This is a genomic window from Dehalococcoidia bacterium, assembly GCA_040902535.1.
Taxonomy (GTDB): domain Bacteria; phylum Chloroflexota; class Dehalococcoidia; order DSTF01; family JACRBR01; genus JBBDXD01.
Map to the genome: position 1 here is coordinate 43,850 of JBBDXD010000003.1, position 18,912 is coordinate 62,761.

Sequence of the window (18,912 nt, forward strand, 5' to 3'; positions counted from 1 at the left end):
CTGCTGACAAGTGGGCGCGCGCTATGCTTCCGCGCGATGTCGAAGACTCCCGCCAGACGCACGCCAGCAGCGAGACAGCACCCAAACGTCGCGCGCATTCCGGAGATCGTCGGGCGCCTGCAGGACGCGTATGGCGTGCCCGAGTGGCGTCCGCACCATGACCCGACGGCCGAACTGGTGCTGACGATCCTCTCGCAGAACACGTCGGACGCCAACTCCGGCCGCGCGTTCGTGCGGCTGCTCGAAGCGTTTCCGACGTGGGAGGCCGTCGCCGAGGCGCCGCTGCCCGACGTGATCGCTGCCATCCAGCCGGGCGGCCTCGCGCCGACGAAAGCGCCCCGCATCCAGGCCGCCCTGCGCGATCTGCAGCGCCGCGCCGGCGGCTTCGACCTGTCGTTCCTCTCAGACCTGCCGCTCGAGGAAGCGCGCGCGTGGCTGCGCGAACTGCACGGCGTCGGCCCGAAGACCGTCGCGTGCGTGCTGCTGTTCTCGCTCGGCATGCCCGCCATGCCCGTCGATACGCACGTCTTCCGCGTCGCGAGCCGCCTGGCGCTGATCCCCGCGCGCGTCGGCAACGCCGCCATGACCGCCGAAAAAGCGCACGATCTGCTCGAGTCGATGGTGCCGCCGGAAGACTTCTACGCCTTCCACATCGGCCTCATCAAGCACGGCCGCCGCACCTGCACCGCCCAGCGCCCCCGCTGCCCCGACTGCGTGCTGGTCGACCTCTGCCCGAGCGCCACGAAGTTTCACCCTGAGTTGAAGCAGCGCCTGCCCCGCAAGACGACATAACTCGCGGATCTCCCACCCCGCACATCGGACTCCCGGCGATTCTCCATAACGATGTGTTGCGTATGCTTGCGCCCGGCAGTGCGTCGAGAACAACGACGCACTGCCGGGCGTGTGCACGCTCAGCGGGAAAGCTCCGCCTGCCACGGATGACCGAGGAGGGCGATCGCGTTGCTCAGCCAGCCACGCTGTTGCGCCGACAGTAGCGGAAGCGCCCTCGCGAAGTCGAGCTTGTCACGGCGCCGCAGGTCGCGCGACTTGAAGAACAGCAGGACTTCAGGCGCGACGACGGGCACGCCCCACGCAGACTCCTGGATGGCGTCGCGCACCGGGAACGTGATGCGCGGCTCACGCGAGAGGATCCAGTCGTCGCCGGAGCGGTCGTCGATCTGGAACTCGACTATGAAGCCCTGCTCCATCTTCGCGATGCCGTCGCTAGGGAGCGCTTCGCCGGTGTCAGGCCGCGCGTGGATGTGCGCGGGCGGCTCGAGCCGGGCGCCATCCCAGGGATCGGCGTTGTCTTCGCCGACGCTCGGCCCGTGCGGGAGCAACTGCCAGCCACGCAGGTGTTCGAACAGCGCCTGCTGGTCCGTCGCGAACACCGAGATATCGACGTCGCCGTGCTCGCGGGTGGTGCGGTTCAGCCAGGCGTCGATGGCCCAGCCGCCGCAGAGCGCCCAGGTCGCCGGGAACGATGCCATGACATCCGCGAAGTGCGCTACCGGCTCGGGGGCGCGATGCGCCCGTGGGTGTGTTTCAGGTAGAGACAAGGAGTGCTCCTCATATGGCACGCATCCGCCAGCACCGAAACCGGCACTGCGGACGCGCTGTGCGATTCGACGGTCGGGTAGGAGCGCACCCGGCGTCGAGCGGAGTCGCCTTGGCTAGGCCGCTCGAACCTCGGGGCGCATGCGGAGAGTTGTTCTGCTCACGATGGCCTCCTTTAGAATCGAACATGGCGATTCTAGCAGGCTGTGCGCCGCCTGTCGCCTTGACTCGCCCCGTAGCCGGATCGATAATGATGACTAAATCGATTGACTTTCCGCAGTTCGATTTTCCCACCCCCGGAGGCCCACCATGGTGACCCAGCGCCGCACTCGCTCCGAATTCGCCGTCGACCAGTCGAACGATCCGATTTGGAAGGCCGAGATCGATAACTTCGAGAAGCAGGCGCACGATTGGCGAGCGGGCGGCGGCCTCGGCGACGACTTCCGCCCCTTCCGCCTCCAGCACGGCACCTACGGTCAGCGTCAGGCCGACAACCAGATGATGCGCATCAAGGTGCCCCACGGGACGATGACACCGGAACAGCTCCACGCCGTCGCTGACTGCGCCGAACTGTACGCCCCGCGCAAACTCGGACACGTCACGACGCGCCAGGCGATCCAACTCCACTTCATCCAGCTCGAAGACGCCCCCAAGGTCATGCGCCGTCTCGCCGAGGTCGGCATGACCACGCGTGAGGCGTGCGGCAACACCGTGCGCAATGTCACCGCCGACCCGCTGAGCGGCATCGCCGACGACTGCGTCTTCGACGTCACGCCGTACGCCGAGGCGGCGATGCGCTACTTCCTGCGCAACCCCGTCAACCAGAAGCTCCCGCGCAAGTTCAAGATCACCTACTCCGCCAGCCCCGCCGACCGCGGCCTCATCCCCATGCACGACATGGGGCTCGAGGCGGTGAAGAAAGACGGCGTCGAGGGCTTCCGCCTCGCCGTCGGTGGCGGTCTGGGCGCGGCGCCGCGTCTCGCGGACACCCTCGCGGACTTCGTCCCGCTGAACGAACAACTCCGCGCCATCGAAGCGGCGCTCCGCGTCTGGGACCGGCTCGGCGAGCGGCGCAACAAGAACAAGGCACGGATCAAGTTCCTCATCGCGAAGATCGGCATCGATGAGTTCCGCCGCCTCTGGGAAGATGAGCTTGCGACCCTCCCCGAAGCGTTCGACGAACGCTACCGGGACCCCGACATGACGCTGATCGAAGAAGCGCCGGCGACCGGCTCCTACGCGTCGCGCAACGGCGCCCCAGTGGCCGAGCGCGAAGGCTTCGAGGTCTTCCGTCGCACGAACGTCGTCCGCCAGGCGCAGCCCGGTTGGAACTCGATCCACGTGCTGCTGCCCATCGGCGATGCCAACGCCGGCCAGATGCACGCGCTCGCCGAGATCGCGCGCAAGTACGCCAACGGCCACATCCGCACGTCGGCGGCGCAGAACTATGTGCTCCGCTGGGTTCACGAAGATGACCTCGTCGCGGTGCACGCCGCCCTCATCGACATCGGCCTCGCCGAAGCGCACGCGATGACCATCTCCGACGTCATCACCTGCCCCGGCGCCGACACCTGCTCGATCGGCGTTACGTCGTCGAAGGGTCTCGGCACCGAGCTGCGCGACCGCATCCTCGCCGGAAACGGCAAGTACCGCGACCCGCTCGTAAACGACATCCGCATCAACATCAGCGGCTGCCCGAATTCGTGCGGCCAGCACCACATCGCCGACATCGGCTTCTACGGCATGGCGATCCGCATGGGCGAGCGGCAGGTGCCGGCGTTCCAACTCATGCTCGGTGGCAACGGCCACGGCGAGGGTCGCCTCGCCAAGGTGACGATGAAGATCCCCGCCCGCCAGATCCCCGACGCGGTCGAAAAGCTCATCGACACCTACGTGGACGAGCGCACCGAGGGCGAGCCGTTCGGGCAGTGGTACCAGCGCATTGGCGTGCCGCACGTCCAGGAAGTGCTCGCCGGCTACAAGATCGTGCCCGAGTTCAACAAGGACCCCATGGCGTATGTCGACTGGGGCCAGACCAAGTTCTTCACGCTCGACGACATGGGCGAAGGAGAGTGCGCGGTCTAGCGACGGCGCGCTACGTGGCGAGAGGTTCATGACGCGGCAAACGGTCGGCGACGACATCTACGAGCAGCTCAAGCTTCACTCGAACACGCTCGATGACGCGTCGCCCCAGGAGATCCTCCAGTGGGCGGCGCGCGAATATCAGCCCGGGCTCGCGCTCGCCTGCAGCTTCGGCGGGCCGTCCGGGATGGTGCTGCTCGACATGGTCATGCAGATCGACCGCGCCGTCGAAGTGTTCTACCTCGACACGGACTTCCTCTTCCCGGAGACCTACAGCCTGCGCGATGCCGCGGCCGCGAAGTACGACTTCAAACCGGTCGGCTACATGTCGCTGCTGACGCCCGACCAGCAAGCGCGGAAGCACGGCGATGCGCTCTGGGCGCGTGATCCCGACGCCTGCTGCGCGATCCGCAAGGTGGAGCCGAACCGCCGCGCGCTCGAGGGCAAGACCGCGTGGATCAGCGGCATTCGCCGCGACCAGACGAAAGAGCGCAACGATGTCGATATCGTCCAGTGGGACGAGAAGTTTGGCCTGGTCAAGATCAACCCGCTCTCTTCGTGGTCGGAGTCGCAGGTCTGGAAGTACATCATCGACAACCGCGTGCCGTACAACGAACTGCACGATCGCAATTACCCGAGCATCGGCTGCACGCACTGCACGAAGGCCGTGCGCCCCGGCGATGATCCGCGCAGCGGCCGCTGGCAGGGCTTCGACAAGACGGAGTGCGGCCTGCACGTCGCCGATGGCGATCCCGCCGCGCAGGCCGCGCAGGCCGTCGAGTAGCGCCCGCCGCGCGTCGCGGCACGGCCACCACGTTGAGGATTGACCCGCTCAGGGCGCGCCCGGGCGGGTTTGATTTGGGGACAACGAAGTCCCGCTACATCGATTGGATCAGGAGGAAATTGAGGTTGGAGCAGCAGGGATTCACGGTCTGGTTTACCGGACTTTCCGGCGCCGGCAAGACGACCATCGCGGACGCTATCGAGCCGATCCTGCGCGAGCGCGGCATCACAAAGCTCGAAAAGCTGGACGGCGATGTCGTCCGCACGCACCTGAGTAAGGGGCTCGGGTTCAGCAAGGAAGACCGCGACACGAACATCCGCCGCATCGGCTGGGTCGCCGAAGTGCTGACGCGCAACGGCGTCTGCGTGCTCGCGTCGGCGATCTCGCCTTACCGCGAGATCCGCGATGAGGTGCGCGCCAACGTCGGCAACTTCGCCGAGGTCTACGTCAAGTGCTCGATCGAAGAGCTGACGCGCCGCGACGTCAAGGGCCTCTACGAAAGAGCGCTCAAGGGCGAGATCGCGAACTTCACGGGCGTCAGCGACCCCTACGAGCACCCGCTCAATCCCGACGTCATGGTCGACTCAGAGACCGAAGACCTGGACGAAAGCGTCGCCAAGGTGCTGGCAAGGCTCGAAGAGCTTGGCTTCGTGCCGGTCGGCGCCACCGCGTAAGACACCAGTAGCCGCGCGATCCTTCGCGCGAGGACGGAGCGCTGCACACACATGGCTGATGGAGTGGAACAGGGATTGATCGCACCGCACGGCGGCAAGCTCAACCCGAGAGAAGTACAGGGCGCCGCCGCGCGCGCGCTCGAAGAAAAAGCGCAGTCGCTGCCGAAGCGCGTGCTCAACTCGCGCGAGACATCGGACCTGGAACTGCTGGCGAGCGGCGGCTTCAGCCCGCTCGATGGCTTCATGACGCAGGCGCAGTACAAGAGCGTCGTCGATAGCATGCATCTGCCCGGCGGACTGCCGTGGTCCATCCCGGTGACGCTCAGCGTCTCGAAGGAGCAGGCGAACACGATCAAGGACGAACTCGCGCTCACCGACGCCGCCGGCGATGCGCTGGCGGTGCTCACCGTCGAGGACACGTACGAGTACGACCGGCAGCACGAGGCGCAGTCCGTCTACCGCACGACCGAAGAAGCGCACCCCGGCGTTGCCGCCGTCTACGCCCAGGATGACGTGCTCGTCGGCGGCTCCGTTCAGGTCTTCCGCCGTCCCGCGAACCCGACGTTCCCGCAGTACCGCCTCGACCCTGCCCGGACCCGCGCCGCTTTCGTAGAGCGCGGCTGGAAGAAGGTCGTCGGGTTCCAGACGCGCAATCCCGTACACCGCGCCCACGAGTACATCCAGAAGTGCGCGCTGGAGATCACCGACGGCCTGCTGCTGCACCCGCTCGTCGGCGACACGAAAAGCGACGACATCCCGGCTGAAGTGCGCATGGAGTGCTACACCGTCCTCCTCGACAACTACTACCCGAAGGACCGCGTCCTGCTGTCCGTGCTGCCCGCCGCGATGCGCTACGCCGGCCCGCGCGAGGCGATCTTCCACGCGATCATGCGCAAGAATTACGGCTGCTCGCACTTCATCGTCGGGCGCGATCACGCCGGCGTCGGCAACTATTACGGCACCTACGACGCACAGCTAATCTTCAGCGAGTTCGATGCCCAGGCGCTCGGCATCACGCCGCTCTTCTTCGAGCACACGTTCTTCTGCAAGGCGTGCGAGGGCATGGCGTCGAGCAAGACCTGCCCGCACGGCGCCGATGAGCGCGTGTCATTGTCCGGCACCCAGGTGCGCGAGTTCCTGTCGAAGGGCGTCGAGCCGCCGCACGAATTCTCGCGGCCCGAGGTCGCGCGCGTGCTGATCGCCGCGGAGCGGGCGAAGGTCGGCTGATGGACGCCGGGCGCGCACACGAGGCTGCGCTGCCCGCGCCTGCCGCCGAAGGCGAGCGTCACCTGAGCGTGCCCGCGCCCACGTGGCGCATCGTCGCAGGGATAGCGTTGCGCGCCGTCTACGTCATCGTTGCGGTCGCCGTCTTCGTCTTCGCGCTGCAGACGCTGAAGTCCGGCGCCGGCGCGCTGCGGCCGATCCTCGACGGCTTCGACGCGCAGGGCACGGCGAACATCCTCGGCCTCGGCTGGCTCGGCTCGTATGCCGTCCTCAGCGGATCGCCAGTCGCGGCCATCGCCCTCAGCCTGTTCTCAGACGGCGTCATCTCGGACACCGAAACCTTCGCCATGATCAACGGCTCGCGCATGGGCGCGTCGTTCATCGTGCTGTTCGTCGGATTCCTCTACTGGGTGCGCGGCAAGCGCAATCCCGATGGCCTGTACATCGGCGTTGTCGCGCTGCTGACGGCGTTTAGCCTCTGGGGCCCGGTGATCCCGCTCGGCCAGCTCATCCTCAACGAAGGCTGGTTCGATGGCGTGCGCTTCGGCAGCCCCGGCGTCCTGACGTCGGTCGTGGACGTCGTCTACGACCCGATGATCGAGCGCATGGACACGCACCTGCCGCGGCTCGCGATGTTTGGCATCGGCGTCGTCGTGCTGCTGCTCAGTTTCAGCATCTTCGACCGCGTGCTGCCGAACCTCGACCAGCCCGGCGAGCGCTTCGAACGTGCGTCCGAGTTCTTGCACCGCCGCTACGCGATGTTCGTCTTCGGCATTCTCGTCACGCTGATGACGTTGTCGGTGTCGCTTTCGCTCACGATCCTCGTGCCGCTCACGCTCAAAGGCTACGTCAAGCGCGACAGCATCATCCCGTACGTGATGGGCGCAAACATCGCGACGTGGATCGATACGCTGTTCGCCGGACTGCTGCTCGACACCCCGCGTGCGTTCACGATCGTGTTCGTGCAGATGGTGACGGGGGCGGGCGTGTCCTTGTTCGTACTCGTATTCCTGTACGAGCCGTACAAGCGCGCGATCTTGCGCCTGTCGCACCTCGCCGTGCGCGACCGCCGTGGCTTCGCCGTCTTCCTGGGCGCCGTGCTCATCGTGCCGGCGCTCCTGCTCGTCGTATGACCGCTAGCGACGGTCACGTCGCAGGCATCAGCACCTTCGTCTTCGACGCCAACCGCCAGATCAGGCATATGTCCGCCTACTTCGACGTTGTCGCAGTAGCAGCCGCGATGCGTGCATAATGTGAACCATGCGCCGGTTGTTACGCCGCACCCTGCCGTTTGCGGTGCGGTGGCGCCTTCGCGAGTTGGTTCGTCGGGCCGGTGATGCGCGCTGCGGCGTGCGATTCGCCACATCGGGTGTCGACGCACCGCCGCGATCATTCCTGGTCTGCGAGTACGCGCTTCCGCTCGTCTGCTATCCCGGCCAGGAGGCGGCATTCGCCGCGAAGCGTTCGAACATCGAACTTGCGTTGCACAGCATCGATGGCATGCTGGTGCAGCCCGGAGAGACCTTATCGTTCTGGAAATGCGTCGGACCTCCGACGGTTCGGCGTGGCTATGGCGTCGCCGCCGCGCTGAAGGACGGCGAGCTAACGTCCGAGGTCGGTGGCGCGATCTGCTTCGTCTCAACCATCCTCTACAACGCTGCGCTGTTGAGCGGCATGACCGTCGTCGAGCGCTACGGCCATAGCGTCGATTCCTACGGCGATGCCCGCTACTTCGAGCTCGGACGCGACGCCGCCGTCGAGTACGCGTATCGCGACTTTCGCGCGCGCAACGATTTCGAAGATGACCTGCAGCTACGTGCCTGCCTCGACGACAGCATGGCGGTGATCGAGGTGCGATCGACCCGGGACCTCCACCTCTGCGTCGAGCTAGACGTGCGGTCGGCAAAGAAGCGCGCCAATGGCGAGTTCGCAGTCAACACTGTCCGCCATCTCCTCGTCGATGGTCGGGCGCGGACCGACGACCTGGGGATCACGGTCTATCGCCATCCACCGGTCCAGTGACGATGCCCCCCGTTCCGCCAAACCCCCGCGTTCGCTAGCATCCACCGGCAACCAACGCGACGCCACAGGAGATCCCATGTCCGTTCTCGTCAACAAGGACACGCGCGTGCTGGTGCAGGGCATCACCGGCAAGGAAGGCTCCTTCCAGACGCAGCGCTGCATCGAGTACGGCACGAAGGTCGTCGCCGGCGTCACGCCCGGCCGCGGCGGCGAGAAGACGGACCAGGGCGTGCCTGTCTTCAACACCGTGTCGCAGGCCGTCCGCGAGACCGGCGCCGAATGCGCGCTGATCTTCGTGCCGCCGCCCTTCGCCGCCGATGCGATCCTTGAAGCAGCCGACGCCGCAATCCCGCTCGCCGTCTGTATCACGGAAGGCATCCCGACGCTCGATATGGTGAAGGTGAAGCGCGCGATTACCGGTGGCAAGACACGCCTCATCGGCCCCAACTGTCCCGGCGTCATCACCGCCGGCGAGTGCCGCGTCGGCATCATGCCCGGTCACGTCTTCTCGACGGGCAGCGTCGGCGTCGTCTCGCGCAGCGGCACGCTGGTCTACGAGGCCGTCGATCAACTCACCCGGCGCGGCATCGGCCAGACAACCTGCATCGGCGTCGGCGGCGACCCCATCATCGGCACGACTCAGCGTGAAGCGCTCGAACTGCTGAACGGCGACGACGACACCGCCGCCGTCGTCCTCATCGGCGAGATCGGCGGCAGCGCCGAGCAGGACGCCGCGGACTACATCAAAAAGCACATGCGCAAGCCCGTCATCGCCTTCATCGCCGGCTCGACGGCCCCGCCCGGACGCCGCATGGGCCACGCCGGCGCCATTATCTCAGGCAACACCGGCACCGCCGACGCGAAGAAGTCCGCCCTCGGCGACGCCGGCGTCACCATCAGCGACTCCCCCGCAGAGATCGGCGCCACCACCGAACGCGTACTCCGCGAACGTGGCCTCCTGTAACTCCCCTGCTCACTGTCCTCTTCTATTCCGCCTGCCGCGCGTGCCCCGTTCGATCGGCTCGTCCTCCCTTTATCGACCGCGGGCTTTCAGCCCGCGCGGCTCACCCGCACAGCCGGCGGTTGGCGAGCACACGCGCAGAGAGCTGCGAAACCGGAGTGCTTGTCGCGTGCCGCTGATTCATTATCCGAGCGCGGGCTTTCAGCCCGCGCGGCTCGCACGCAGAGCGGCCGATGGCCAGCACGCGCGCAGAAAGCTGCGCAGCCGGGAGCGCTTGTCGCGTGCCGCTGATTCATTATCCGAGCGCGGGCTTTCAGCCTGCGCCGCTCGCACGCACAGCGGCCGATGGCCAGCACGCGCGCAGAAAGCTGCGCAGCCGGGAGCGCTTGTCACGTGCCGCTGCTCCGTGAAACGGCTAGCATTTCGCCACGCCGGGAGGGACTCATGCCACTCAACAACGACAACACCACGCTCACACCCCGCACGTCGTTCGAAGACGCGCCGTCACTGGCATTCGACTTCGAAGGCGTCCGCATCGGCGTCGCCGAGTACGACGAAGGCCCCACCGGCTGCACCGTGATTGCGTTCGACAAACGCGTGATCTCCGCATCCGATGTCCGCGGCGGCTCGCCGGGCGTGTTCATGGCGGACGCCGGCAACTGCAACGCGATCTGCTTCTCCGGCGGCTCCCTGCTCGGCCTCGAAGCGATCGCCGGTGTCGCCTCCGAGATCTACGCGATGAATGGGCACAAGCCCGGCTGGGAGCACATCCCATGCGTGCAGGGCGCGATCCTCTTCGACATGGCCGGCCCGAACAGCGTCTACCCGGATAGCGCGCTGGGACGCGCCGCAGTCCGCGACGCGAAACCCGGCGTGCTGCCGCTAGGGGCGCGTGGCGCCGGACGCAACGCGCGCGTCGGCAAGGGCCTCGGCTGGAACATGAGCGAGCCCGCCGGACAGGGAGGCGCATTCGCGCGGTACGGCGAGACGAAGATCCTCGTGCTCACCGTCGTCAACGCGATCGGCGCCATCGTCGACCGCGCCGGCCGCGTCGTTCGCGGACACCTCACCAACAGAGGCGCCCGCGTGCGCATCGAAGAGGATCTTGCGCGGCGCATGCACGCTGCGCAGCAGGCGCCCGGCGGCGCGCCCGGCAACACGACGCTCACCGCCGTCATCACCAACCAGCGCGTCGGCGGCCGCGACCTGCAACAACTCGCACGCCAGGTCCACGCGTCGATGGCCCGCGCCATCCAGCCGTTCCACACGATCAACGACGGCGACGTGCTCTTCGCCTGCAGCACCTGGGAAGTCCAGAACGACGCGCTCCCCACGATGGCGCTCGGGGTCCTCGCGTCCGAACTCGCGTGGGATGCCGTGCTGGCGTCGTTCTTCTGACCGCCCCGGTCATTCAGAGCGAAGCGAAGAATCTCTCCGCACACGATCACCGCAATCACACCAGAGCGTCGCCAATGCCCCACAACAAGCTCCCCCTCTCCGCTCGGCGGAGAGGGGGTTGGGGGGTGAGGTCCACCTTGCTACGCTGATCGCACCAAGGGGAGTAACCGGACCGCATACGGTCACCACGGTCGTCAATACGCGCGAGACCCAGCGCCGGCCGTGGAGCGAGAGCCTTCTCGTCGGTGAGACCTTGCCACATCGTTTGATGCGGCAAGGGTCACCGCCATGACGGGAAGGATTTTTCATGCTCGACAGACTCTTCGACATGCTGGGTGGTGGCGACGATGACGGCGACGACCGCGATCGCCGCCGCCGTCAGCCGCAGCAGGGCGGCATCCGCGGCTTCATCGCCGGCCTCTTCGGCGGCGACGATGATGACGACGGCTCCTACGACGACCGCCGCGGCGCACGAGACGACCGCCGCCGCTACGACGATGATGATGACGACGACGACGAATACGCGCGAGGCCGTGGCCGGCGTCGCCGCGACGGCGACGATGACGGCGGCGGCCTCGGCTTCGGCGACGACTGACGTCCGCGTACGTCCACGCCGGTAACGCGGCGGGTGTAAGATCCACCCGCCATGAGCCGCGCCGCCGTCGACACGCAAGCGCCGCAATGAACGCCCGCGAAGGCCTCGCGATCCGCCCCGCGCACGAGCGCGACCTGCCGCGCCTGACCGAGATCTACAACCACTACGTGCTGAACACGGCCATCACGTTCGACATCGAACCGTACACCACGGAGATGCGCCGTCCCTGGTTCACACAGTTCCGCGCAACGGGGCCGCACCGCCTGCTCGTCGCCGAAGCCGACGGCACGGTCGTCGCCTACGCCGGCACGCACCAGTTCCGCACGAAAGCGGCATACGACACCAGCGTCGAAGTGACGATCTACTGCACGCCCGACGTCACCGCGCGCGGCATCGGCACCGCGTTGTACGCCGCGCTCTTCGACGCCGTCCGCGACGAAGACATCAACGCATTCATCGCGGGCATCACGCTCCCCAACGATGCGTCGGTCACGCTCCACGAACGCTTCGGCTTCCGCCCCGCGGGTGTCATGCACTCCATCGGCCGCAAGTTCGACCGCTACTGGGACGTCGGCTGGTATGAGCTGGTCGTCCGACGATAGTCGCTGGCACGCTCGCGGCTACGCCGCCTCATCGGCCGGCACCGCCTTCGGAGCCGGATTGCCGAACGAGAAGACGTCCGCCCACGTCAGTCGCAGCGCGTACAGCGAGATCACGCCCATCACCGTGATCGACGCGATGTTGAAGATGTGCGCGGCGATCGCGAACGCCCCCGCCGGCCCCGCCGCGACGCCCAACGCCTTCACCAACTCCGTGATCGCCACCTCGTACGCGCCGATGTTCGACGGCGCGATCGGCACCGCGCTGATCATATTCGCCGCGATCATGATCAGCATCCACGCCGGCATCGACAGGTGTATGCCGAACGCCAGCCCGAACAGCGCGAACATCCCTACTTCGAGCAGCCAGATCGCGAATGAAAGCGCCATCGCCTGCGCGCCCAGCCGCAGGTCGCGAAATACCGCAAGCCCGTCGATGAAATGCGGCACGGCTTCTTCGAGCAGCAGTCGCGGCGGGTCCGGCAGCAACGGGATGAACCCGCGCTGCGTCCACCCTTCCGAAAGCTTCAGGTGCGAGAGCGGGATCACCGCCAGCACGGCCCCCGTGATCAGACCCAGCAAGCCCCAGAAGATCTCCGTCGGAAAGCCTTCGATGTTGATCAGCGCCAGCCCGATCAGCCCCAATACCGCGAACGCAATGCCATCCAGCAGCGATTCGGTCGCGAAGACCGTCGCCGCCAGCCGGGCGCGGCTCACGTCGTAGCGCTGCGCCGGCACCTGCACGCGGATCAGGTCGCCGATCCGCGCCGGTACGATGTTGTTCGCCATGCACGACACCATGAAGATGCCGAAGAGCTGCGCCAGCGGGATCTGCGCGAACGTCGACATCATCAGGCCCCAGCGCTGGGCGACGAGCAGCTTCGACGCGCCGAACAGCACGATCGCCGGCGCGATGTACACGTAGTTCGCGGATCGCAGCGCATCCCATGCGTCGCCGAGGTCGACGCGCCAGAAGAGGAAACCCAGCAGGGCAAGGCTGACAGCCGTGCGGATGAGCAGGCGCGGCTCGATGAGGCGTAGCATCCTGTACAGGTACCTCGCAGCCAACCGTACCATAGCCACCCGGCGCTCCTACCGGCTGTTTGGCCGTCGCGCTAACCTGAACTACCGAGCCAGAAGCGCTGCTTGGCACAGGCGCGCTCATAGCCTATAACAATCACAGGTATAGAAGACCTCTTGGCGAATGAATCCGAAGGGAGCGAGTATGGTCGTCGGGACGAAGGTCAACGCGGAGCGCGTGTACTACAACTATGGCGGCGGTCTTCCGCCCGTCGAGCTTGATCCGGAGCCGGCCCTGCCGCTGTCCCAGCAGCAGGACGATCTGCCGAAACTGATCACCGACACGACGCTCCGCGACGGCGCGCAGGATAGCCGCTTCGCAATCTTCCCGTCGGACGTGCGGCTCAAGTACTACGACCTGCTGCATCGCCTCGACAACAACCTCGGCGCCATCTACGCCGTCGAAGCGTTCATCTATCAGAAGCGCGACGTCTGGACGCTTGAAAAACTGCTCGAGCGCGGCTACGAATGGCCGCGCGTCACAACCTGGACGCGCGCCACGCCCAAGGACATCAAGCTGCTCGTCGATGTCTCCCAGGGGAAGGTGAAGGAGACGGGCATGCTCGCCTCCGCGTCCGACCACCACATCTTCGACAAGCTCGCCTACGCCTCCAAGGAAGAGGCGATCGAAAAATACCTGCAGCCGATCCGCACGGCGCTTGAGAACAACATCGTGCCGCGCGTCCACCTCGAAGACACGACGCGCGCCGATATCCACGGCTGGGTAATCCCCTTCATGCAGCGCGTGCTCGATGAATCCCGCGGCATCGCGAAGTTCCGCGTCTGCGACACGATCGGCTGGGGCAGCCCCGATCCGTATGCCAAGCTCCCGTGGGGCATCCCCCGCTTGATCACGACGCTCCGCGCGGAAACCGGCGCCGAACTTGAGTTCCACGGACACAATGACTTCGGCCTCGCGACGGCGAACACCATCGCCGCCTGGCGTTACGGCGCGAAAAAGGCGAACGTCGCCTTCGCCGGCCTTGGCGAGCGCACCGGCAACACATCGCTGGAGCAGATGGTCGCCGCCCTCATCCGCCACTACGGCGATCCCGGCTTCGACCTCAAGGCGCTCGAAGATATGAAAACGCTCATCGATACGGAGGTGACGCCGCTTCCCGACCGCGCGCCCATCATCGGCGAAGTCTTCACGACCACCGCGGGCATCCACCAGGCAGGCGTCGGGCGCCAGGGCGGCGCGCCGGGCGGCCTCATCTACCTGCCGTTCGCCGCTTCGCTCTTCGGACGTCGCGAAGTCGAGCTGAGCCGCATCGGGTCGCTATCCGGCTCCGAAGGCATTATCTCCGTGCTCAACCGCGAACTGGAACGCACAGGCAGTGACACGCGCGTGAAGGAGACCAGCCGCGTCGTAAAGCAGATCTACGATCGCATCCAGGACGAATACAACGGCCAGTACGACGAGCAGCACGACCACTGGGTGAACTCCCGGCGCGCGTTCTTCACGTCGGAGGACATCATCGATCTCGCCCGCGAGCTTGGTGCGCTCTGAGCGGTCGTTGGTACTCGCCGTAACGTGGAATCGCGGAAGTTGCGCACCGCACGCCGTTCAGGCGCTATGCTGGCGGCGTACGATAATGCGTCAAACGACGCGGGACCTGGAACCGGAGGTCGAGCGTAGGCAGGAAGCCGATGGCCCAGTACGTCACGATCCGGCGGTGGACCCTCAAAGAGGGCGTCTCGGAAAGCGATCTCGTTGCCCTCGTGCGCGATGGCATCATCCCGGCATACAGGAAACAACCCGGCTGTCTGCGGCTGATGCTCCTGCGCGTCGCCGATCCACCTTCCTATCTCGCGACGACGCACTGGGAGAGCAAGGAAGCCTACGATCGTTGGGCCGGCGAAGGCGGCCAATCCTGGCGCGATGAATATCGCCCGACGCTCGAACGTTGGTTGGAGTTCATGACGTTTCAAGACGAGTGGGAGACCGACCTCGTCGTCGCCAGCGACTGATCGAATCGCGGTGAGATAGCCCCGGCATCCCATTTTCCGAAATTTTGTGCCGTCGGCTTTACAGAATTCGTATCAAAACCGCGAGACCCCGTTGACAGCAACGGACCCGCGGGCGTAACATGTACATGAAATCACAAACAGGCCCCACGCATCCCGCTTGTGGGGCTTCGTGCCGGCGAGGGCACGGCCGAACCACCGCGATTCTCTCGTAGAAGCGCGGCGGGCGGGGGAACCAGGGTCCGCATTGCGCGGATGGGGTGAATCGAGCGTCGACCCGGGTTTACCGGCGGCGGCGACTTGTAGGGCAGCCTTCAGCCCGAACCCGTCAGCTAACCCCGCAGGCAGATCAGAAGGCCCGTGATTGGACATCCGGTAGCTTTCTGACTTCCGTATGAGCGGAGGTCCGGCCGACAGGCCCTGGAGGACTGCCTCATGAACACCAATCTGCCCCGAACATGCCCCCGCTGTCGCGGATCGATGATCGTAGAGCGTGACTGGTACGGCGCCTACAGCACCTGTTTGTGCTGCGGCTACGTCCACGAAGCCGTCTCAACGCCCCCGATCGACCTGCTCGAAGAGGAAGAGGGCCACCCCCGCCAGCGCCGGCGCCAACCGTCGCACGGCAAGCTTCGTCTCTAGCATCTCACCAATGGCCATCCTGCGCGTTGAAAGCGTCCCGGGCGTATTGACCGGGCGTTTTCCTTTGCCATCGCCGGGTCTAAGATTGCGGCGGTGCGAAGCGGCGACCCGCCAATCTGCACGCACCCGGTAGGAGGTCACGTTGCTCTACATCCGGCTTTCATTGATGAACCCCAAACCCGGGAAGGACCACGAGGTCGCCGCGATCATGGACGACCTCGTGACCTACTACAAGCAGCAGGACGGCTTCGTCGACGGCTATAAGCTGCGCGCCGCCGATGAGACCGGCGACATCGGCCGCGTCACCGTCTGGCGCTCGGAGGAGGAAGCCGACCGCACCGCGCAGAACACCCATGTCATGTCACGGCGCTCCGATCTCATGCCGCTGATCGAAGAAGGTTCGCACGAAGAACGCTCGTTCTTCGCGGAAGAGGAGTCGAAGCCGCTGTCGCAGCTTCTGCGCAAACTGGGTCTTTAGATCTCGACCGCCGCCGGCACCATGTCCTGCTCTTCAAGCTCCGCAAGCTCCGGCTCGGTGTTGATCATCGTCCAGCCCACCCAAAACGCCAGCGCGCTCACGATGCCGACGGCCGTCACCACCGGCAGCGCGACCACCAGGTAGCTCCGCCGCATCATGCCGACGAGCATGAACAGCATCTGCACCGCAGACGCGATCATCAGGATCATGCCGAGTTCCCGCGACCGTCCCACCGGGTCCCTCCTCCTGGACTATGCGCCGCTGGTCGCCTTCCGCAGGTCCGGCGGCAACAGGTTCGGAATGCTGTCCTCGATCGGGTATCGCTCGTCGCACTTGGCGCAATAGAGCGTGCCGCGGATCACTTCGTCGTCCTTCTCTTCGTCGATCGTGAGCGTCAACTCGCTCTTGCACATCGGGCAGGCGAGGATCTCCATCAGGTCTTTGCGCATGCGTATCGCTCCCTCGAACGTTGCTGAGTACCACGACAGAGTACAGCGAGACCGCGATGTCCGACTAGTCCCGCTCGCGTCCGAATGTACCCGCAGCCCCGCGCCCGCCCTCGGCGCATGAGCAATTGATCATGCTTGTCAAGCGCGAGTCGTCCATGTCAAGCGAATCTGTATCGCGCCACGGCGCCATCCCGTACGATCGCCGCGACATAGAGGGCAGAGACGCTGCAGCTTCACGCTCGGCTTGGGACGGAACACATCATGCTTCACACGACGCTCTCACGCGTGGCCGTCGCCGGCGTGCTCGCCGCTGCGGCGCTTAGCGTCGCGGCCGGCGCGCTCAGCCTGACGACGACACGTACCGCCTACGCCGCCGACGAGGTCGCCTGCAACGGCGACCACGCGCTCGAAGACGATGGCTACGCATGCTCACCGCTGCTCAACAAGGGCACCGGGTCGACCATCGGTGAGGCCTTCAGCATCCGTGCCGGCTCCGTGCTCACCATCTACACCAACCTGTTCTCACCGCTCTCCGACGACGGTCACAGCGAGCAAAAGCTCTGCGTCGACGATGATGACGACCCCTTCGACGAAGAAGAATCATGCCTCGGCGACACCGCCGAGGGCCACATCAACGACGACATGCTCGTCCCCGCCCCCGCGAATCAGGAGGAGGACGACGGCGAGTACGAGTTCCTGATCGAAGACGAGCAGCTCGAAGAGTTCTCCGGCGCCGGCTCCAGCGCCGGCCTCGGCGGCTACGCCGTCAACGTTTCGAGCTACACCTACTTCTCCTTCCACTTCGACGAGGCGCAGTACTCGGTCGAGACCTTCCTCCAGCCCGAAGATGACGGCCCGGAGACCGAAACGCCCGAGGTGACGAAGACCGGCGGCCCCGGCCGCACCTCCACCGTCGTCAGGACGACGACGGCGGTCCGCACGACGACGCCCACCGTCACCGGCGAGACCGAAACGCCCACCAGCACACCCACGCTCACCTCGACCAGCACATCCACCAGCACCTCGACGCCCGGAAACGGCACGACGACCACCAACCGCCCACCGCCCAACGGCGTTGGCGGCTCGACCACCACGCCTCCGACGGCAACCCCGGTCAACACCGTGCTTGCGCAAGAAGTGACACCGACGGCCAGCGCGATCGGCGTCTCGCTGCCGGCAGCCGGCGGCGGCGGCTCGATGGACATGGTGCGCGATAACCTGCCGCTGCTCCTGCTCTCGATGTGGCTGATCGTCCTCGTCATCGTCGGCGGCGCCGTCACCCAACGCCGCGGACTCTAGTTACACGAGCCGGGCTTTCAGCCCGCGCGGCACACTACGAGCGCGGGCTTTCAGCCCGCGCGGCTCCGCGCAGCATCACGCCGCCCACACCACCGCGCCGCGCAGCAGCAGACAGAACGCCGCCGGCCGTGGCCGCGAGCCTCACCGCTCAGCCAGGGCACAGCACACCTTCCGTTGACTTGACCTAACCGCGATCCTATACTGCTCTGCGCTGTCGAACAGCCCAGATCGATGCTGAACCGACCAGCCCGGCCTCCCTCCATGACGGCGGAGCGCACGGGCGGTTTGCTCTACTGGACATGCATTATCGGAGGATGGATTGCACGAGTACGAATTGGTGGTGGTGATCAACCCGGAGATCGCCGAGGAAGAAGTCCCGGCGGCCGTCGAGCGCGTCACCGGCGCCATCACAAGCCGCGGCGGCGAAGTCGCCGAAGTCACGCCATGGGGCCGGCGTAAGCTCGCGTACCCCATACGGCGGCATGTCGAAGGGAACTACGTCCTCACGAACATTCGCCTCGACCCCGCGCGCGTGCACGACCTCGAAGGCAGCTTTCTCATCTCCGACGAGATCCTGCGCCACCTGCTGATCCGCAGGGACGAGGACTAAGCCCCAGGACGTGGGCGGAGCCCGCGCATCGACGAGAGGGAGTTCACATGGCGGGGTTGAACAAGGTCATGCTCATCGGCAACGTCGGGAAGGATCCCGAGATGCGCTACACGGCGAATGGAAGCGCGGTGACCAGCTTTTCTCTCGCGGTCAGCCGCAGCTTCACGAAGGAAGGCGAGCGTCGCGAAGAGACCGAATGGTTCGAAATCGTGACCTGGAACAAACTCGCCGAAATATGCAGCCAATTCCTGCAGAAGGGGCGGCAGACCTACGTAGAGGGACGGCTGCAGACGCGATCCTGGGAGGGTCAGGACGGCCAGAAGCGCTACAAGACCGAAGTCGTGGCGGAGACGGTCCTCTTCCTCGGTAAGGCCCCGGGATCCGGAGGCCAGCGTGAGATGGAAAACTACGACGACGCACCCGCAGGCAGCGGCGTCGGCAGCGGACCGCCGGTCGACCCCGACGATCTGCCCTTCGAATAGCAACATAT

At 66.0% G+C, this 18,912-nt stretch carries 23 protein-coding genes and 1 riboswitch; of the genes, 19 read left to right on the forward strand and 4 right to left on the reverse strand.

The features are described from left to right. Positions 1 to 36 precede the first annotated feature (36 nt). A complete protein-coding gene (gene nth / locus WEB52_01465; protein ID MEX2225098.1) occupies positions 37 to 792 on the forward strand; it encodes an endonuclease III in 756 nt (251 codons plus the stop codon). 119 nt (positions 793 to 911) lie between these two features. Here nth and WEB52_01470 read toward each other — a convergent pair whose 3' ends face one another. Then, positions 912 to 1,559: a hypothetical protein gene (locus WEB52_01470; GenBank protein MEX2225099.1), complete on the reverse strand. Its 648-nt coding sequence runs from the start codon at positions 1,557 to 1,559 to the stop codon at positions 912 to 914. A 307-nt stretch (positions 1,560 to 1,866) separates the two neighbouring features. On the opposite strand from WEB52_01470, the gene WEB52_01475 reads away from it, so the two are divergent. The 11 genes from WEB52_01475 (at position 1,867) to WEB52_01525 (ending at position 11,899) form a co-directional block, all read left to right on the forward strand. Further along, positions 1,867 to 3,642: a nitrite/sulfite reductase gene (locus tag WEB52_01475; GenBank protein MEX2225100.1), complete on the forward strand. Its 1,776-nt coding sequence runs from the start codon at positions 1,867 to 1,869 to the stop codon at positions 3,640 to 3,642. Positions 3,643 to 3,670: 28 nt separating this feature from the next. Beyond that, positions 3,671 to 4,423 (forward strand): phosphoadenylyl-sulfate reductase, encoded by a 753-nt coding sequence (locus WEB52_01480; protein ID MEX2225101.1) that lies wholly within the window; start codon positions 3,671 to 3,673, stop codon positions 4,421 to 4,423. Between the two features lie 107 nt (positions 4,424 to 4,530). Continuing rightward, the gene (cysC, locus tag WEB52_01485; protein MEX2225102.1) at positions 4,531 to 5,097 is read left to right on the forward strand and encodes an adenylyl-sulfate kinase; all 567 of its coding nucleotides are present in this window, start codon (positions 4,531 to 4,533) and stop codon (positions 5,095 to 5,097) included. Positions 5,098 to 5,148: 51 nt separating this feature from the next. Beyond that, entirely contained in the window at positions 5,149 to 6,324 is a 1,176-nt protein-coding gene (sat, locus tag WEB52_01490; protein MEX2225103.1) for a sulfate adenylyltransferase, read from the forward strand. After that, positions 6,324 to 7,454, forward strand: coding sequence for a hypothetical protein (locus WEB52_01495; GenBank protein MEX2225104.1), 1,131 nt, complete (start codon positions 6,324 to 6,326; stop codon positions 7,452 to 7,454). Before sat ends, WEB52_01495 begins: the two co-directional genes overlap by 1 nt. Continuing rightward, the gene (locus WEB52_01500) at positions 7,451 to 7,573 is read left to right on the forward strand and encodes a hypothetical protein (protein ID MEX2225105.1); all 123 of its coding nucleotides are present in this window, start codon (positions 7,451 to 7,453) and stop codon (positions 7,571 to 7,573) included. Before WEB52_01495 ends, WEB52_01500 begins: the two co-directional genes overlap by 4 nt. Positions 7,574 to 7,581: 8 nt before the next feature. Next, complete coding sequence (locus WEB52_01505; protein ID MEX2225106.1) at positions 7,582 to 8,343, forward strand: VanW family protein; 762 nt, start codon at positions 7,582 to 7,584, stop codon at positions 8,341 to 8,343. A gap of 76 nt (positions 8,344 to 8,419) precedes the next feature. After that, on the forward strand, positions 8,420 to 9,307 hold the full coding sequence (sucD, locus tag WEB52_01510) for a succinate--CoA ligase subunit alpha (protein MEX2225107.1): 888 nt from the start codon (positions 8,420 to 8,422) through the stop codon (positions 9,305 to 9,307). 441 nt (positions 9,308 to 9,748) lie between these two features. Beyond that, entirely contained in the window at positions 9,749 to 10,702 is a 954-nt protein-coding gene (locus WEB52_01515; GenBank protein ID MEX2225108.1) for a P1 family peptidase, read from the forward strand. 307 nt (positions 10,703 to 11,009) lie between these two features. Then, positions 11,010 to 11,297, forward strand: coding sequence for a hypothetical protein (locus WEB52_01520; protein ID MEX2225109.1), 288 nt, complete (start codon positions 11,010 to 11,012; stop codon positions 11,295 to 11,297). Positions 11,298 to 11,383: 86 nt separating this feature from the next. Continuing rightward, positions 11,384 to 11,899: an N-acetyltransferase family protein gene (locus WEB52_01525; GenBank protein MEX2225110.1), complete on the forward strand. Its 516-nt coding sequence runs from the start codon at positions 11,384 to 11,386 to the stop codon at positions 11,897 to 11,899. A gap of 18 nt (positions 11,900 to 11,917) precedes the next feature. On the opposite strand, the gene WEB52_01530 is transcribed toward WEB52_01525, so the two are convergent. Then, the gene (locus WEB52_01530; GenBank protein ID MEX2225111.1) at positions 11,918 to 12,940 is read right to left on the reverse strand and encodes a lysylphosphatidylglycerol synthase transmembrane domain-containing protein; all 1,023 of its coding nucleotides are present in this window, start codon (positions 12,938 to 12,940) and stop codon (positions 11,918 to 11,920) included. A gap of 181 nt (positions 12,941 to 13,121) precedes the next feature. Here WEB52_01530 and WEB52_01535 point away from each other — a divergent pair, with 181 nt between their 5' ends. From WEB52_01535 to WEB52_01550, 4 genes are all read left to right on the forward strand, one after another. Further along, the gene (locus WEB52_01535; protein MEX2225112.1) at positions 13,122 to 14,486 is read left to right on the forward strand and encodes a hypothetical protein; all 1,365 of its coding nucleotides are present in this window, start codon (positions 13,122 to 13,124) and stop codon (positions 14,484 to 14,486) included. Between the two features lie 140 nt (positions 14,487 to 14,626). Continuing rightward, on the forward strand, positions 14,627 to 14,947 hold the full coding sequence (locus tag WEB52_01540; GenBank protein MEX2225113.1) for an antibiotic biosynthesis monooxygenase family protein: 321 nt from the start codon (positions 14,627 to 14,629) through the stop codon (positions 14,945 to 14,947). A 175-nt stretch (positions 14,948 to 15,122) separates the two neighbouring features. Next, positions 15,123 to 15,306: riboswitch (cyclic di-AMP (ydaO/yuaA leader) on the forward strand. A gap of 118 nt (positions 15,307 to 15,424) precedes the next feature. Then, positions 15,425 to 15,586, forward strand: coding sequence for a hypothetical protein (locus tag WEB52_01545; GenBank protein ID MEX2225114.1), 162 nt, complete (start codon positions 15,425 to 15,427; stop codon positions 15,584 to 15,586). 142 nt (positions 15,587 to 15,728) lie between these two features. Then, positions 15,729 to 16,064 carry a hypothetical protein gene (locus tag WEB52_01550; protein MEX2225115.1) on the forward strand — a complete coding sequence of 112 codons (336 nt, stop codon included), beginning with the start codon at positions 15,729 to 15,731 and terminating at the stop codon, positions 16,062 to 16,064. Here the strand turns inward: WEB52_01550 and WEB52_01555 are convergent. Next, complete coding sequence (locus WEB52_01555; protein ID MEX2225116.1) at positions 16,061 to 16,297, reverse strand: hypothetical protein; 237 nt, start codon at positions 16,295 to 16,297, stop codon at positions 16,061 to 16,063. The two genes, WEB52_01550 and WEB52_01555, sit on opposite strands and share 4 nt — an antisense overlap. An 18-nt stretch (positions 16,298 to 16,315) precedes the next feature. Next, positions 16,316 to 16,513, reverse strand: a complete 198-nt coding sequence (locus tag WEB52_01560; protein ID MEX2225117.1) for a methytransferase partner Trm112 — start codon at positions 16,511 to 16,513, stop codon at positions 16,316 to 16,318. Between the two features lie 261 nt (positions 16,514 to 16,774). On the opposite strand from WEB52_01560, the gene WEB52_01565 reads away from it, so the two are divergent. From WEB52_01565 to WEB52_01575, 3 genes are all read left to right on the forward strand, one after another. Next, positions 16,775 to 17,812 carry a hypothetical protein gene (locus WEB52_01565; GenBank protein ID MEX2225118.1) on the forward strand — a complete coding sequence of 346 codons (1,038 nt, stop codon included), beginning with the start codon at positions 16,775 to 16,777 and terminating at the stop codon, positions 17,810 to 17,812. A 319-nt stretch (positions 17,813 to 18,131) separates the two neighbouring features. Further along, a complete protein-coding gene (gene rpsF / locus WEB52_01570; protein MEX2225119.1) occupies positions 18,132 to 18,422 on the forward strand; it encodes a 30S ribosomal protein S6 in 291 nt (96 codons plus the stop codon). Positions 18,423 to 18,469: 47 nt separating this feature from the next. Beyond that, positions 18,470 to 18,904 carry a single-stranded DNA-binding protein gene (locus WEB52_01575; protein ID MEX2225120.1) on the forward strand — a complete coding sequence of 145 codons (435 nt, stop codon included), beginning with the start codon at positions 18,470 to 18,472 and terminating at the stop codon, positions 18,902 to 18,904. The last annotated feature ends 8 nt before the right edge of the window (positions 18,905 to 18,912 follow it).